Origin of the sequence: Streptomyces sp. Alt3 (assembly GCF_030719215.1) — a bacterium.
GTDB classification, from domain to species: domain Bacteria; phylum Actinomycetota; class Actinomycetes; order Streptomycetales; family Streptomycetaceae; genus Streptomyces; species Streptomyces glycanivorans.
On sequence record NZ_CP120983.1, the window covers coordinates 4,752,395 to 4,767,465 of the forward strand.

General features: G+C 72.5%; 13 protein-coding genes. 8 read left to right on the forward strand and 5 right to left on the reverse strand.

The features are described 5' to 3' along the window. Nucleotides 1-13: 13 nt before the first annotated feature. Both P8A20_RS21055 and P8A20_RS21060 read right to left on the reverse strand, forming a co-directional pair. Nucleotides 14-1,684, reverse strand: a complete 1,671-nt coding sequence (locus P8A20_RS21055; RefSeq protein WP_306104031.1) for an ABC transporter ATP-binding protein — start codon at nt 1,682-1,684, stop codon at nt 14-16. Then, nucleotides 1,681-2,694 carry a BMP family protein gene (locus P8A20_RS21060; RefSeq protein WP_306104032.1) on the reverse strand — a complete coding sequence of 338 codons (1,014 nt, stop codon included), beginning with the start codon at nt 2,692-2,694 and terminating at the stop codon, nt 1,681-1,683. Before P8A20_RS21060 ends, P8A20_RS21055 begins: the two co-directional genes overlap by 4 nt. A 170-nt stretch (nt 2,695-2,864) precedes the next feature. Here P8A20_RS21060 and P8A20_RS21065 point away from each other — a divergent pair, with 170 nt between their 5' ends. After that, complete coding sequence (locus P8A20_RS21065; protein ID WP_147963838.1) at nt 2,865-3,614, forward strand: GntR family transcriptional regulator; 750 nt, start codon at nt 2,865-2,867, stop codon at nt 3,612-3,614. 43 nt (nt 3,615-3,657) lie between these two features. Here the strand turns inward: P8A20_RS21065 and P8A20_RS21070 are convergent, their stop codons facing one another. Together P8A20_RS21070 and P8A20_RS21075 are read right to left on the reverse strand one after the other, a co-directional pair. Beyond that, nucleotides 3,658-5,292 carry a penicillin-binding transpeptidase domain-containing protein gene (locus tag P8A20_RS21070; protein WP_306104033.1) on the reverse strand — a complete coding sequence of 545 codons (1,635 nt, stop codon included), beginning with the start codon at nt 5,290-5,292 and terminating at the stop codon, nt 3,658-3,660. A 291-nt stretch (nt 5,293-5,583) separates the two neighbouring features. Continuing rightward, complete coding sequence (locus P8A20_RS21075) at nt 5,584-7,350, reverse strand: dolichyl-phosphate-mannose--protein mannosyltransferase (RefSeq protein ID WP_306104034.1); 1,767 nt, start codon at nt 7,348-7,350, stop codon at nt 5,584-5,586. Between the two features lie 53 nt (nt 7,351-7,403). Between P8A20_RS21075 and rsmI the strand changes: the two genes are divergently transcribed. The 6 genes from rsmI (at nt 7,404) to P8A20_RS21105 (ending at nt 12,240) form a co-directional block, all read left to right on the forward strand. Beyond that, nucleotides 7,404-8,300, forward strand: coding sequence for a 16S rRNA (cytidine(1402)-2'-O)-methyltransferase (gene rsmI, locus P8A20_RS21080; protein ID WP_147963836.1), 897 nt, complete (start codon nt 7,404-7,406; stop codon nt 8,298-8,300). A gap of 172 nt (nt 8,301-8,472) precedes the next feature. Further along, the gene (locus P8A20_RS21085) at nt 8,473-8,865 is read left to right on the forward strand and encodes a hypothetical protein (protein WP_147963835.1); all 393 of its coding nucleotides are present in this window, start codon (nt 8,473-8,475) and stop codon (nt 8,863-8,865) included. A 32-nt stretch (nt 8,866-8,897) separates the two neighbouring features. Beyond that, a complete protein-coding gene (locus P8A20_RS21090; protein ID WP_147963834.1) occupies nt 8,898-9,764 on the forward strand; it encodes a TatD family hydrolase in 867 nt (288 codons plus the stop codon). Between the two features lie 131 nt (nt 9,765-9,895). Next, complete coding sequence (locus P8A20_RS38725) at nt 9,896-10,462, forward strand: ubiquitin-like domain-containing protein (RefSeq protein WP_371606376.1); 567 nt, start codon at nt 9,896-9,898, stop codon at nt 10,460-10,462. Nucleotides 10,463-10,471: 9 nt separating this feature from the next. Then, nucleotides 10,472-11,344, forward strand: coding sequence for a 16S rRNA (adenine(1518)-N(6)/adenine(1519)-N(6))-dimethyltransferase RsmA (rsmA, locus tag P8A20_RS21100; protein ID WP_147963833.1), 873 nt, complete (start codon nt 10,472-10,474; stop codon nt 11,342-11,344). Then, nucleotides 11,341-12,240 carry a 4-(cytidine 5'-diphospho)-2-C-methyl-D-erythritol kinase gene (locus P8A20_RS21105; RefSeq protein WP_306104035.1) on the forward strand — a complete coding sequence of 300 codons (900 nt, stop codon included), beginning with the start codon at nt 11,341-11,343 and terminating at the stop codon, nt 12,238-12,240. The genes rsmA and P8A20_RS21105 overlap by 4 nt, the downstream gene beginning before the upstream one ends. 114 nt (nt 12,241-12,354) lie before the next feature. Here the strand turns inward: P8A20_RS21105 and P8A20_RS21110 are convergent, their stop codons facing one another. Next, nucleotides 12,355-12,993, reverse strand: coding sequence for a lipoprotein (locus P8A20_RS21110; RefSeq protein ID WP_306104036.1), 639 nt, complete (start codon nt 12,991-12,993; stop codon nt 12,355-12,357). Nucleotides 12,994-13,140: 147 nt separating this feature from the next. On the opposite strand from P8A20_RS21110, the gene P8A20_RS21115 reads away from it, so the two are divergent. Then, entirely contained in the window at nt 13,141-14,958 is a 1,818-nt protein-coding gene (locus tag P8A20_RS21115) for an ABC-F family ATP-binding cassette domain-containing protein (protein ID WP_147963830.1), read from the forward strand. Nucleotides 14,959-15,071: the final 113 nt, after the last annotated feature.

The window sequence follows — 15,071 nt, forward strand, 5'->3', positions numbered from 1 at the left end:
CTGCGTGGGTGGTTCAGCGCACGGCTCCGGGTGTGCGGGTCGCGTCGCTCCCGCCCGGTTCCGGGGTGTGCGGCACGGCTCCGGGTGTGCGGGCCGCGTCGCCCTCACCGGGTTCCGGGGTGTGCGCGCCGAGCATCAGGGCTCCGATGCGGTCCCGGGCGTCCGGCGCCGACGGGTCGACGGGGCCCAGCAGCTCGCCCCGGTACGCCACGACGATCCGGTCGCACAGGACCAGGAGTTCGGACAGCTCGCTGGAGACCACGAGGACGCCCGTCCCGGCGGCCGCCGCGTCGCGGATGCGGGCGTGCACGGCGCCCACCGCCCCGATGTCCAGGCCGCGGGTGGGCTGGGCCGCCGCCAGACAGACCAGCGGATCGAGCGCCAACTCCCGTGCCAGCACGACCTTCTGCTGGTTCCCGCCGGACAGGGACGACATCAGGGCCCCCGGGCCCGCCGCCCGGATTCCGTGCCCGGTGAGCACCTCGTCCGCCGCGCGGCCCATGGCCCGGCGGTCCAGGAACACCCCGTAGCGGCGGAACCGGTCGAGCCGGCCGAGGAACAGGTTGTCCGAGACCCGTAGTTGCGGGACGCACCCCTCGTGGAGGCGGTCCTCGGGCACCACACCCAGCCCGGCACGGCTCCGCTCACGCGGCGTGGCCCGGGTGAGGTCCCGCCCGTCGAGCTCCACGCTCCCCGAGGTGGGGGCGAGCGAGCCGCCGAGCAGTGCCATGAGCTCGCTCTGACCGTTGCCCTCCACACCGGCGACGCCGACGACCTCCCCGAACCCGACGTCCAGACGGACCCCGCCCAGCGCGGAGGTCCCGTCGGCCCGCCGCACACCGACGTCCCGCAGGCGCAGCGCCGCCCCGGTACGTCCGTGAGGAGCGGTGGCACCGGGCCGCGGTGCCGCGTCCTTCCCCGGCCCGCTCTCCTCGGGGGCCAGCCCGATCGTCCCGGCCGGTCCCGCGTCCAGTGAGCCCGCGGGACGGCCGATCATCAGCGGTACCAGCCGCTCCGGCGGGAGTTCGGACAGCGGCCCGCCGCCGGAGACCCGGCCCCCGCGCAGCACGGTCGCCGCGTCCCCGGCCCGCGCCACCTCGCCGAGCTTGTGCGTCACCAGGACCACCGCGTGGCCCGACCCGGCGATCAGCCGGCAGGTCGCGAGCAGGGCGTCCGTCTCGGCTGGTCCGAGGACGCCCGTCGGCTCGTCCAGCACGAGGAGCCGGGGCTCCCGCAGAAGCGCCTTGACGATCTCGACGCGCTGGCGCACACCGACGGGCAGCTCACCCACCCGTGCGCCGAGTTCGAGTTCGAGTCCGTACTCGTCGCGCACCCGCGCCACCCGCCGCGGCAGGTCCCGCAGGCGCAGCAGGCGCAGGTTCTCCTCCACGGTCAGGGTGGGGACGAGGCTGAAGTGCTGGTGGACCATGGCGATCCCGGCGGCGAGCGCGTCGGCGGGCCGGCGGGGAGCGTAGGGCGATCCGTACAGCCGCAGACCTCCCTCGTCCGGGACCAGCGAGCCGCCCACGACATGGCACAGGGTCGACTTGCCGGCGCCGTTCTCCCCGAGCACGCAGTGGACCGTGCCCGACTCGACGACGAGGTCCACCTCGTCCAGGGCCCGCATCGTGCCGAAGGACTTGGTGAGTCCGGTGATCTCCAGCGCGGGAGCCGCCGTGCTCATCGGGTCCTGATCTCGCCGGACGCGATCTTCCGCTTCAGCTCGTCGAGCTTCTCGCCGACCGCGGGGTCGCTGGCGTCGCAGAGCACGATGTCGTTGCGCGGCTCCGCGAAGGTCAGCCCGAAGTGGACGGCCTCCGCCTTCCAGTCGCCGGCGACCAGGTGGTCCACCGCGTACTCGATCTCCGCGCCGATGTCCGTCTCCACATATCCGGCGTACGCCGGGTCGCTCCCGCACTCGTGGGCGATCGGGCCGCCGATGAGCGCTCCGTCGCGCTGCCCCGCCGCCTGCGCGACCCCCTTGTGGCCGAGGTTGAGGACCTGCCCCAGGACGTCCGCGCCGGCGCCGAAGTCGGCGAGCGCGGACTGCTTGGCCTTGGCGACGTCGTTGAAGTCGCCGACGTACTGCGGCGCGAGGACCTTCACGTCAGGGTCGGCCGCCTCGGCGCCCCGGCTGTACTCCTCGGCGGCGTTCACGATCGCCGGGAGTTCCGCGCCGCCGATGAATCCGACCGTCCCGCTCTTCGAGAGCAGTGCGGACGCCGCTCCCGCGAGGAAGGCGCCCTCGGCCTGCTGCGGGTCGTACAGCGAGAGGTTCGCCAGGGGCTTGCCGTCGGCCGGTCCGCCGATCTCGACGAACTTCACCCGGGGGAAGCGCGCCGCGACGTTGCGCACGTCGGCGTCGGTCTGGCCGCCGATGGAGATGACCAGGTCGGAGGTGGTGGCGAAGCGGACCAGGGCCTTCTCGTAGTCCGCGGTCGCCACCTGCTCGACCTTGCTGAACTCCACCGCGCCGGCGTGCTCCTTCGCCGCCCGCTGGTAGCCGAGGTGGGCCGAGCCCATGAAGCCGTCGTCGGAGAGCGAGCCGGGGAAGAGGACGCCGACCTTGAGCGTGCCGTCGTCCTTCCCCCCGTCGGCCGCGGAGGACCCGCCGCAGGCGGTCAGCAGGAGCAGCCCCGACACGACGGCCGTGGCGACGGCGACGGGACTGAGGAGAGGTCGGGAAGGTGCCACTGGGATGCCTCCAGAGGACGGGGCCCGCGAGCCGGTTAGTGGTATACCGCTATGGCGCCCCAGTTTCCGGGTCGTTTGTTGCCGCCGTGTTAGCGAGCGGTTAGCAGTAGCGGAGCGGCCGCGCGGCCCGCATACGGTGGGACCGTTCCGAATCCGGAGGGAAAGCCTTGGTGACAGCAGCCCGACCGTCCGACGCGGGGCGCCCCTCGCTGCGCGACCTTGCGTACGAGACCCTGCGCCGGCGCATCATCGAGGTCGAACTCCAGCCGGGGGAAAGGCTCGTGGAACGCGACCTGGCCGCGGAGCTGGAGGTCTCGCGCATCCCCTTGCGCGAGGCGCTGAGGCTCCTGGCGGCAGACGGGCTCGTCCTGCTGGTGCCGCACCGGGGCGCGCTGGTCGCCCCCTTCACGCCCGCCGACGTACGCGACCTCTTCGACGTACGGGAGTCGCTGGAGTCCCTCGCGGCCCGGCTGGCGGCGGAGCGGGCGGACGAGGACGGACTGGCCCGGCTGGCCGGCGGGCTGGAGGCCGCCCGCGCCGCGACGCGCGCACACGACCGTGCCGCGATCGCGGCGGCCAACGCGGCCTTCCACGCCGACATCGTCGAGCTCGCGGCCAACACGCTGCTCAGCGGCGTGATGCGGCCCCTGGAGGCTCGCATGCACTGGCTCTTCCGGCTGACGGCGCAGCGGGACCCGGACCGGCAGTGCGCGGAACACCAGCGCATGTACGAGGCCATCGCCGCGCGTGACGCCGACCGTGCGGCCCGGCTGGCCCACGAGCACGTGGCGGACGGCCGAGCCACCAGCCTCGCGCTCGCGGAGCAGTGGTCCCTCCCGGACATCGACCCCGAGGCGGTCGCCGCGCGCCGGCGGCGCGGACGGGGTGACGGCGGAAAGCGGGCCGGGCCGGAGGCGTGATCCGCCTCCGGCCCGGCCGGTCATCCTCTGCGCGTCCCGGGGGTCACGACCCCGCGCGCAGCACCGCCGCCACCACCGGGCCCGCCGCGTCGCCGCCGTGGCCGCCGGACTGGACGACCGCCGCTGCCGCGAGGTCGTTGCTGAAGCCGGTGAACCAGCTGTTGGACGTGCCCTGTCCGTCGACCTCGGCGGAGCCCGTCTTGGCGCCCTTGTCGCCGCCGACCGAGGCCATGGCCGCCTTGCCGGTGCCCCAGGAGGCGGTGGCCCGCATCATGTCGTTCAGCTGCCGCGTGACGTTCTGCGACAGCGAGCGGGACGCGGTCGCGAGCTGCCGGTCGTCCAGGTCCTGAGGGACGATCACCGGCTGGTGGAACGTACCGGTGCGGGCGGTCGCCGTGATGGACGCGATGTTGAGCGCGTTCATCTGGACGGTGCCCTGGCCGATGTACTGGGCGGCCGCCTCACCGCCGGTCTCCTCGGGCACGCTTCCGTCGAACGAGACGACACCGGTCTTCCAGTCCAGGCCGATCCCGAAGACGTCCCGTGCCTCCTTGGCGAGCGCGGTGTCGTCCTTGGTGTCGTCGATCAGTTTGATGAAGGCGGTGTTGCACGAGCGGGCGAAGCTCGTGGTGAACGTGTCGGTGGGCGGGAGCTCGAAGTACTCGAGGTTGTGGAACGTCCGGCTCTGCCAGGTCGCTTCCTTCGGGCACTCGACCGGGCTGTTCGCCGAGACGAGTCCCTTGTCCATCAGCATCGCCGCGGTCATGATCTTCAGCGTGGAGCCGGGTGCCTGCTTGCCCTGCATCGCCGCGTTGAAGCCGGTCGCCGGGTTGTTCGCGACGGCGCGGATGGATCCCGTGGACGGCCGCACGGCCACCACGGAGGCCCCGCTGAACTGCTTGACCGCCTTCTCGGCCGCCGCCTGGGCGTCCGCGTCGAGCGTGGTCTGCAGCTTGCCGGGCTTCCCCTCGGCGAGCGTCAGCAGCGTGGTGTTCGCCGCGGACCCGCCCTCGGGCTCGATCCAGGTCTCGATGCCCGGGGACCCGCCGGTGCTGTCGCCGTACTTCTCGCGCAGGCTGTCGAGGATCGGCCCCAGCGACGGGTACTTCTCCTTGTCGAGCACCTTGCCGTCGCGGTCGACGGCCTCGATCGCGGCCGTCGACGACTCGCCCGTCCTCAGCACCGCCCCGTCGGACAGCTGCGGATGGATCACCGTGGGCTGCCAGTCGACCAGCGCCTTGCCGCTGGTCAGGCCGCGCACCACGGTCAGTTCGGAGGAGTACGACCAGGGCTTGGTCCTGCCCTCGTACGACACCGTCGCCTTCACCGTGTACGGCACCTTCGTGCCGACGGCGGGGCCCGGTGTGATCACCGCTTTCGTGACGTGGGCGTCCGACGAGTAGCCGGCCAGCAGCTGCTCGGAGACGGCCTCGTTGTTCGTGAGGAGTGCCGCGGCCGACGCGTCGCCGGACGCCCAGGCTCCGAGGAAGCTCCTGGCGGTCTCCTCGATCTCCTCCTTGTCCGGCGGCCCGGTCCTCACCTCCGACGACGCGGAGGCGGTCTCCGTGCCCCCGCCGTCGCCGCCCCCCAGCACCACGTCGTACACGCCGTAGCCGAGCCCCCCGGCCACCAGCACGAACACCCCGCCGACCATCGCGACCTTCGCTCCACTGCGCACCTGTCAGGTCCCCTCCCCGTAAGCTCACTTGAACGTGTTCAAGGGAGCATTCCTCCGGCACTGTACGGGACACGGGTGGGCCCTGTGGCGGTTGTTACCGGACCGCGACGCACCGCGAGAGAGCGCTTTCCGCGCCTGCTGTCAGGTTCCGGCCACTCCGGGGCCGGGGAGTCCGGAACGGGTGCCAGGACCCGCTCACGACGACAGCCCGCCGCCCGTTCGCGGGACCACTCGGCAGTGGTCCGTGAACGGGCGGCGGGCTGTCCCGCGCGTCTCTCGCGACCGGGCGGCCTACACCCAGGTGTCCAGCCACATCCGGTCGCGCCAGGACGTGTCCGGGATCGACGTGCCCGTGTAGATCGGCCAGAAGTAGACGAAGTTCCAGATGATCAGCAGCACCAGGACACCCGCCGCGATCGTGCCCAGTGTGCGTCTGCGCTCGCCCGTCGGGTCGGTGGTGTCCTTTCCCGGACGGGAGCCGGTGCCCGCGCCGACCGCCGGGCCGATGAGGGCGCCGATCATCATCGTGACCGCCAGGCACAGGAACGGCACGAACACGACCGCGTAGAAGAGGAAGATCGTCCGCTCCTGGTAGAGGAACCAGGGGACCCAGCCGGCCGCCACGCCGCACGCGATCGCGCCCGCCCGCCAGTCGCGGCGGAAGAACCAGCGCCACAGGACGTACAGCAGCGCCACGCACGCCGTCCACCAGAGCAGCGGTGTGCCGAGCGCCAGGACCTCGCGGGCGCACTTGCCGGTCCCGGACGTGAGACAGCCCGTCTGCTCCTCGTAGAAGTACGAGACGGGGCGGCCCAGCACGATCCAGCTCCACGGATTGGACTGGTAGGTGTGGCCGGAGGTCAGGCCGACGTGGAACTCGTAGACCTGGTACTCGTAGTGCCACAGGCTGCGCAGCCAGTCCGGCAGCCAGGTCCAGCTGCCGCCCCTGCCCTCGGTGGCCGCCCAGTTGCGGTAGTACCCCTTGTCCGTGACGATCCAGCCGGTCCACGAGACCAGGTACGTGCCGATCGCGACCGGCACGGTGGAGACGAACGCGGGCAGCAGGTCCCTGAGGGCCACCGCCCGGTACGGCTGCACCGCGCCCGCCGTGCGCCTCGCGCCGACGTCCCAGAGCACCGCCATCACGCCGAACGCGGCCAGGATGTAGAGCCCGTTCCACTTCGTGGCGAAGGCCAGGCCGAGCATCAGGCCGGCCGTGATCCGCCACGGGCGCCATCCGAGGCGGAGCGTTTCGGCAATGTGGGCGTCCGGCCGCAGGATCCCGTCCTCGTCGACCGGGAGCGCCGCGGCCAGTCTGCGGCGGGACCGGTCACGGTCGACGAGGAGGCAGCCGAAGGCCGCGACGACGAAGAACATCAGCACCAGGTCGAGCAGCGCGGTGCGGCTCATCACGAAGTGCAGTCCGTCCACGGCCAGCAGGGTGCCCGCCAGGCAGCCCAGGAACGTCGAGCGGAACAGCCTGCGGCCGATGCGGCACAGCATCAGCACCGAGAGGGTGCCGAGCAGGGCCACCATGAAGCGCCAGCCGAACGGGGTGAAGCCGAAGAGCTGCTCACCGAACCCGATGATCCACTTGCCGACAGGCGGATGGACGACGTAGCCCGGGTCCACCGGGATGTCCACGGAGGACGGGTCCTTAAGGATCAGCTTGTCGACGTCCTTGGGCCAGGAACCCTCGTACCCCTGGTTGACCAGGGCCCAGGCGTCCTTGGCGTAGTACGTCTCGTCGAATATCACCGCCTTCGGACTGCCCAGGTTCCAGAACCGCAGCACCCCGGCCACCAGCGCCACCAGGAGCGGACCGCCCCAGGCCGACCAGCGCACCAGGTGCCCGGCGAGGGTCGGGGGCACCGCGAGCACGTTCCAGAACTGGCCGCCGGGGCGGGTGTAGGGCGGGACCAGGCGCTCGCGCAGCCCCGTCTCCGGCCGTGGGGAATGGCCGAAGCGGCGCAGCCGCTGCTGCCAGGAAGGCGGCTGTTCGCCGGCGTGATCCCCGGCGTCGTTGCCCTGCTGGGCTTCGGGCGCAGTACTCGTCACCGCGCCATCGTAGGGAACGCATCTGTGCGAGTGGTGCCGCCCGTGCTGGGAGGATGGGCGATGTGACTGGAACGACTGGAACGCTCGTACTCGCAGGGACCCCCATCGGTGACGTGGCGGACGCCCCGCCACGGCTCGCCACGGAACTGGAGACGGCCGACGTCGTGGCCGCCGAGGACACCCGGCGGCTGCGCAGGCTCACCCAGGCACTGGGCATCCACACGACGGGGCGTGTCGTGTCCTACTTCGAGGGCAACGAGTCCGCGCGCACGCCCGAACTCGTCGAGGCGCTGGCCGGCGGGGCGCGGGTCCTCCTCGTCACCGACGCGGGCATGCCGTCGGTCTCCGACCCCGGCTACCGGCTGGTCGCCGCCGCCGTGGAGCAGGACATCAAGGTCACCGCCGTGCCGGGACCCTCCGCCGTGCTGACCGCACTCGCACTGTCCGCCCTGCCCGTGGACCGCTTCTGCTTCGAGGGCTTCCTGCCGCGCAAGGCGGGCGAGCGGCTCGGGAAGCTGCGCGAGGTCGCCGACGAGCGCCGCACGATGGTCTTCTTCGAGGCCCCGCACCGGCTGGACGACACCCTGGCCGCGATGGCCGAGGTGTTCGGCGCGGACCGCAGGGCCGCCGTGTGCCGGGAACTGACCAAGACGTACGAGGAGGTCAAGCGCGGCCCCCTCGGCGATCTGGCCGCCTGGGCGGCCGAGGGTGTGCGCGGTGAGATCACCGTCGTCGTCGAGGGCGCCACGGACTCGGGGAACGAGAACCTGGACCCCGCCGAGCTGGTGCGCAGGGTGCAGGTGCGCGAGGAGGCGGGGGAGCGGCGCAAGGAGGCCATCGCGGCGGTCGCGGCCGAGGCGGGGCTGCCCAAGCGCGAGGTCTTCGATGCGGTGGTGGCGGCAAAGAACGCGGCTCGGACCGGCCAGGAACAGGGCAAGGGACTAGCCTGAAATGTAAAGCCCTAGCCGGAAACCGGGCCCCTCGGCCACGGATCGGCCAAAAGCGTTCCAACACTCGGCAGACCTGGTGCCCCGCCGCCGGTGAGGGCGTCCACTTGAGGGTGGAACGCACCATCCGGAGTGCTTGTCCGGAGTGCTTGTCCATCGGACAAGAGGAGCAGGCATGAGTGAGATCGCAGCACCCACCGTGCACGAGGCGTATGCCTTCGCCTGCATGCGGTGTGGATTCGGCTGGGAACAGGCCTACGACATAGAGCACCACGTCGACCACTCGGGCAACGCCTACGTGGTCTACAAGGCGGACGGGCTGCGTGTGCCCTCGCCGCTGTCCACACCCACCTGCGCGAAGTGCGGCGGCCACGTGGTCCGGATCATGCGGGCCGGCCGGGTCTCCACCGTCCAGCAACTGCTCCGCCCCCAGCAGACCGTACGACCGAAGAAGCCCGGCGAGGAGACGGCGGCCGAGGAGATGGCCGTCGCGGCGGTCCGCGCCCCCGGACCCGAGGCACACCACTGGCACCTGTCCGACCTGCTGCGTCCCTTCCACCGGCGGTGAGCGGGAGCTCATGCCCTCGTAGAGTCGGGGGCATGAGCCGTACCGAAGCCCCGCCGCTCCCCGAACCCCTCAGGGTTCCGGTCGCCGATTCGCACACCCACCTGGACATGCAGGACGGAACCGTCGAGGAGGGCCTGGCCCGCGCCGCGGCGGTCAACGTCACCACCGTCGTCCAGGTGGGCTGCGACGTGAAGGGCTCGCACTGGGCCGCCGAGACCGCAGCCGCCCACCCGTCCGTCCACGCCTCCGTCGCCCTGCACCCCAACGAGGCGCCCCGCATCGTGCACGGCGACCCCGAGGGCACGGCCCGCCAGGGCGCGCGCGAGCCCGGCGGGAAGGCGGCCCTCGACGAGGCCCTCGCCGAGATCGACGCCCTGGCCGCACTCGCCCACGTACGCGCGGTCGGGGAGACCGGCCTCGACTTCTTCCGTACGGGCCCCGAGGGCATCGCCGCCCAGGAGGAGTCCTTCCGGGCGCACATCGAGATCGCCAAGCGGCACGGCAAGGCCCTGGTCATCCACGACCGGGAGGCCCACGCGGACGTGCTGCGTGTCCTCGCCGACGCGGGCGCCCCGGAGCGGACCGTCTTCCACTGCTACTCCGGGGACGCCGAGATGGCCCGGATCTGCGCGGCGGCCGGCTACTTCATGTCCTTCGCCGGCAACGTCACCTTCAAGAACGCGCAGCCGCTGCGCGACGCGCTGGCCGTCGCCCCCACCGAGCTCGTGCTCGTAGAGACGGACGCGCCCTTCCTCACCCCCGCGCCGTACCGCGGCCGGCCCAACGCGCCTTACCTGATTCCGGTGACGCTGCGCGCCATGGCCGAGGTGCGGGGCACGGACGAGGACACCCTGGCCGCCGCCGTCTACGACAACACCGCACGGGCGTTCGACTTCTGACGTCCGTGCCCACGTCGGCCCGCGCGTGGCCCACCCGACACGTGGGGTAATCGTACGACTCCGGGGGGTGGCGGAATCTCGGCTATCGTGCCCGCGCAACGGGGTCGGCAGGCCGGAACGTCTGGAGCGTCGTGGGCCATTCGCAGGGCAGTCACCGCGCGCCGCGCGGCAGTCGGCGCACGGCGCGGGCCGTGGCGCGGGTCCCCGCCCCGCCCCCGGCTCCGCCGCGCTCCCTCCACGAGGAGCGGACGATCGTCGCCCGGTTGCCACCGGGCTTCCCGCAGGTCCACGACCCCACCGTCCTCGACACCCCGACGGCGCCCCGGCTGCCCGCCCCGCGCCGTGAACCCGCCGGGCACCGGGCGGCCCCACGGCACCGGGCTGCCCCGGAGAGCCTGCGGCGGATCGTTCCGCGCGCCCTGGTCGTCGCCGTCCTGGCCGGCGGGACCGTCGTGTTCCTCGCCCAGGACAAGGCCGTCCACGTCAGCGTCGACGGGACCTCGCGCACCCTGCACACCTTCGCCGACGACGTCGGGGAGCTCCTCGACGCGGAAGGCGTCACGGTCGGTGCCCGGGACACCGTCGCCCCGGCCCCCGCCACCGGGCTCGACGACGGCGACGAGATCGTCGTCCGGCGTGGGACACGCGGCTCCGGGCCCGTGCCGGGCCGTGGCCCCCGGGCCCCACGGCGGCCGTAGGCTTAACGGGTGAGCACCACTGAGCCCGACGCCCTCCTGGGCCCCGCAGACATCCGCGAGCTGGCCGCAGCGCTGGGCGTACGCCCCACCAAGCAGCGCGGCCAGAACTTCGTCATCGACGCCAACACGGTCCGCAGGATCGTACGGACCGCCGAGGTGCGGCCCGACGACGTGGTGGTCGAGGTCGGGCCCGGTCTGGGCTCGCTGACCCTGGCCCTGTTGGAGGCCGCAGACCGGGTCGTCGCCGTGGAGATCGACGACGTGCTCGCAGGCGCCCTGCCGGCCACGGTCGCCGCCCGGCTGCCCGGGCGCGTCGACCGCTTCGCCCTGGTCCACTCGGACGCGATGCTCGTCACCGAGCTGCCGGGCCCGGCGCCGACCGCGCTCGTCGCCAACCTGCCGTACAACGTCGCCGTGCCGGTCCTGCTCACCATGCTGGAGCGTTTCCCCAGCATCGAGCGGACGCTCGTGATGGTGCAGGCCGAGGTCGCCGACCGGCTGGCCGCCAGGCCCGGCAACAAGGTGTACGGCGTGCCGTCGGTCAAGGCCAACTGGTACGCCGACGTCAAGCGCGCCGGGTCGATCGGCCGCACGGTGTTCTGGCCCGCGCCCAACGTCGACTCGGGGCTGGTGTCCCTGGTCCGGCGTACGGAACCCATCCGCACGACCGCGAGCAGGACCGAGGTCTTCGCCGTCGTGGACGCCGCCTTCGCCCAGCGCCGCAAGACGCTGCGCGCGGCCCTGTCGGGCTGGGCGGGCTCCGCGCCCGCCGCCGAGGCCGCCCTCACCGCCGCGGGGATCTCGCCGCAGGCCCGGGGCGAGGCGCTCACCGTCGAGGAGTTCGCCGCCATCGCCGAGAACAAGCCGGAGCCCTCCGCATGACCCGCAGCGTCACCGTCCGCGTACCCGCCAAGGTGAACGTGCAGCTCGCGGTGGGCGCCCCCCGCCCCGACGGCTTCCACGACCTGGCCAACGTCTTCCTCGCCGTCGGCCTGTACGACGAGGTCACCGTCACCCCGGCCGACGACCTGCGCGTCACCTGCGAGGGACCGGACGCCGCACAGGTGCCGCTGGACGCCACGAACCTCGCGGCCCGCGCCGCGATCGCCCTGGCCGGCCTGCACGGCATCGCGCCCGATGTGCACATCCACATCGCCAAGGACATCCCCGTGGCCGGCGGCATGGCGGGCGGCAGCGCCGACGGCGCCGCGGCCCTGCTGGCCTGCGACACCCTGTGGGGCACCGGCGCGAGCCGTGAGGAACTCCTGGAGATCTGCGCGGAGCTGGGCAGCGACGTGCCGTTCAGCCTGGTCGGCGGGGCGGCGCTCGGCGTCGGCCGGGGCGAGCGGCTGACCACGGTCGAGGTCGGCGGCACCTTCCACTGGGTCTTCGCCGTCGCCGACGGCGGACTCTCCACGCCGGCCGTGTACGGCGAGTTCGACCGCCTGACCGCCGGCACCGACGTCCCCGAGCCTGCCGCCTCCCCCGCGCTCCTGACCGCACTGCGCAAGGGGGACGTCAACGCGCTCGCGGACGCCCTCGTCAACGACCTCCAGGCCGCCGCGCTCTCCCTGCGCCCCTCGCTGGCCGACACCCTCGCGGCGGGCACCGCCGCGGGCGCCCTGGCCGCACTCGTCTCCGGGTCCGGGCCGACCACGGCGTTCCTGACCGCCGACGAGGAGTCGGCGCGCAAGGTCGCCGACGCCCTGCTGGCGTCGGGCACGTGCCGCAGCGCCCGGGTGGCGCCGTCACCCGCTCCGGGGGCCACCGTCGTCTGACCCCCGGTACTCGTACGGGAACCGAGTACGGTCGCGCTGCCGCCCTCGCGCGGCGCGACCGTATGCGCACGGGAGATGTCCGGCAGACTCCCGCAGACCCTCAGCCGCAGACTCTCAGCCCAGCTTCAGCGTCTTCCTCGCCAGCTCGTACGCCGGGAGCATCTCCTCGTGCTCCGTGGAGTCCAGCCCGCCCAGGTGCACCACGACCGGGCCGTCCGGGGTGGCGACCGCGAAGGCCCGCTCCGGCTTCTCCTCCGTCAGCTCGGAGCGCACCGTGTAGCTGACCTCCGAGGCCGCCACCCGTCCCGCCTCGGTCTCCTCGTAGGAGGCCTTGGCCGCGTTCGGGTCGCCGGCCAGGAAGTCCTCCAGCGCGGCGCGCGGGGCGGTGCCGGAACCCTCCCCCCGCCACACACGGATGTAGCCGATGTTCCCGGCCGGCTTGGCGTCGATCTCACAGACCATCGTGGCCGAGCCCTGCTGCCCCAGTTCCGCGAAGTCGGAGCCGGGATCCACCTCCACGGCCTGCGGCTTCCAGTCCGCCGCCAGGTCGAATGTCACCGGCAGCTCGCACGCCGAGCCGGGGGCGCCGAGCGTGACACCCTTCTCCACGGCACCGCTCTCCGCGGCCCTCGAAGGAGCACCGTCCCCGTTCCCGCTGCCCGTCTCCCCGCCGCCGGACGGCGACGAACAGCCGGCCAGCACCACCGTCGTCAGGGCCGCCGGAAGCAGGGCCCGTATTGCACGACGCATCATGAAGTCCCCACCCCAGAGATGATCCGAACCGCTCCGACCTGGGGTTACGCCCCATGATCGATCGCCGCACGCTATCGCACCCCGCGTGGCGACTATTCTGGGACGTCGAGCGGTCCCCGACGCAGGGATCCCCGAGGCAGGAGTGAAATGGCCGTCAATCTGGTCAATGTCGAGCAGGTCAGCAAGGTGTACGGCACCCGTGCCCTGCTCGACGGTGTATCCCTCGGGGTGTCCGAGGGCGACCGGATCGGCGTCGTCGGCCGTAACGGCGACGGCAAGACGACGCTCATCCGGATGCTCGCCAAGCTGGAGGACGCGGACACCGGCCGGGTCACCCACAACGGCGGGCTGCGCCTCGGTGTCCTCACGCAGCACGACTCGCTGGATCCGAAGGCCACGATCCGGCACGAGGTGATCGGCGACCTCGCGGACCACGAGTGGGCGGGCAGCGCCAAGATCCGCGACGTGCTGACCGGGCTCTTCGGCGGCCTCGCGCTCCCCGGCTTCGAGCACGGCCTGGACACCGTCATCGCCCCGCTCTCCGGCGGTGAGCGGCGCCGGATCGCCCTGGCGAAGCTGCTGATCGGCGAGCCGGACCTGATCGTCCTGGACGAGCCCACCAACCACCTCGACGTCGAGGGGATCTCCTGGCTCGCCGGACACCTGCGGGCCCGGCGCTCCGCGCTCGTCTGCGTCACCCACGACCGGTGGTTCCTGGACCAGGTCTGCACCCGCATGTGGGACGTCCAGCGCGGCTCGGTCCATGAGTACGAGGGCGGCTACAGCGACTACGTGTTCGCCCGGGCGGAGCGGGAGCGCATCGCCGCGACCGAGGAGTCCAAGCGGCAGAACCTGATGCGCAAGGAGCTGGCCTGGCTGCGGCGCGGTGCCCCCGCCCGGACGTCCAAGCCGCGCTACCGCATCGAGGCCGCCAACGAACTGATCGCCGACGTGCCGCCCCCGCGCGACACGAGCGAGCTCATGAAGTTCGCCAACGCGCGGCTCGGCAAGACCGTCTTCGACCTGGAGGACGTGACCGTCCAGGCCGGTCCCAAGACCCTGCTCACCCACCTCACCTGGCAGCTGGGCCCCGGCGACCGCATCGGTCTGGTCGGCGTGAACGGCGCGGGCAAGACCTCGCTGCTGCGTGCGCTCGCCGAGGCGTCCCGCAGCCAGGGCGACGTACAGCCCGCCGAGGGGAAGGTCGTCGTCGGCAAGACGGTCAAGCTCGCCTACCTCTCCCAGGAGGTCACGGAGCTCGACAAGAACCTGCGGGTGCTCGAAGCCGTCCAGCAGGTGCGCGACCGCGTCGATCTCGGCAAGGGCCGTGAGATGACGGCCGGACAGCTCTGCGAGCAGTTCGGCTTCGCCAAGGAGAAGCAGTGGACCCCGGTCGGCGACCTGTCCGGTGGTGAGCGGCGGCGTCTGCAGATCCTGCGTCTCCTGATGGACGAGCCCAACGTCCTCTTCCTCGACGAGCCCACCAACGACCTGGACATCGAGACGCTGACCCAGCTGGAGGACCTCCTCGACGGCTGGCCCGGATCGATGATCGTGATCTCCCACGACCGGTTCTTCATCGAGCGCACCACGGACAAGGTGATGGCGCTCCTCGGCGACCGCGCGCTGCGGATGCTGCCGCGCGGCATCGACGAGTACATCGAGCGCAGGCAGCGGATGGAGGAGACGGCGACGCCCGCGTCCTTCGCGGGGTCCTCGGCGCCCAAGGCGGCGCCGGTCGAGACCGTCTCGCCGCAGGCGGCGCGCGCCGCGAAGAAGGAGCTGCAGAAGGTCGAGCGGCAGCTGGAGAAGATGTCGACGAAGGAGACGTCGCTGCACGCGCAGATCGCCGACAACGCCACCGACTTCGAGAAGGTCGCCAAGCTCGACGCCGAGCTGCGTGAACTGGTCGCGGAGCGGGACGTGCTGGAGATGCGCTGGCTGGAGCTGGCCGAGGACGCCTGACGGGGCGTGCACGACCCTGATGAAGCATCCGGGGCCGGCGGCCGGGACCGAGACCTCCCTCCTTCTGCCGAAGGTCACCTGCCGCTACGAACGTTCCCTCCTCCTCCCGCGGC

Coding starts and splice junctions, on each gene's coding strand:
- P8A20_RS21110 (WP_306104036.1), bottom strand. CDS start 12,993: ATGATGCGTCGTGCAATACGGGCCCTGCTTCCGGCGGCCCTGACGACG.
- P8A20_RS21055 (WP_306104031.1), bottom strand. CDS start 1,684: ATGAGCACGGCGGCTCCCGCGCTGGAGATCACCGGACTCACCAAGTCC.
- P8A20_RS21115 (WP_147963830.1), top strand. CDS start 13,141: ATGGCCGTCAATCTGGTCAATGTCGAGCAGGTCAGCAAGGTGTACGGC.
- rsmI (WP_147963836.1), top strand. CDS start 7,404: ATGGGCGATGTGACTGGAACGACTGGAACGCTCGTACTCGCAGGGACC.
- P8A20_RS21105 (WP_306104035.1), top strand. CDS start 11,341: ATGACCCGCAGCGTCACCGTCCGCGTACCCGCCAAGGTGAACGTGCAG.
- P8A20_RS21090 (WP_147963834.1), top strand. CDS start 8,898: ATGAGCCGTACCGAAGCCCCGCCGCTCCCCGAACCCCTCAGGGTTCCG.
- P8A20_RS21085 (WP_147963835.1), top strand. CDS start 8,473: ATGAGTGAGATCGCAGCACCCACCGTGCACGAGGCGTATGCCTTCGCC.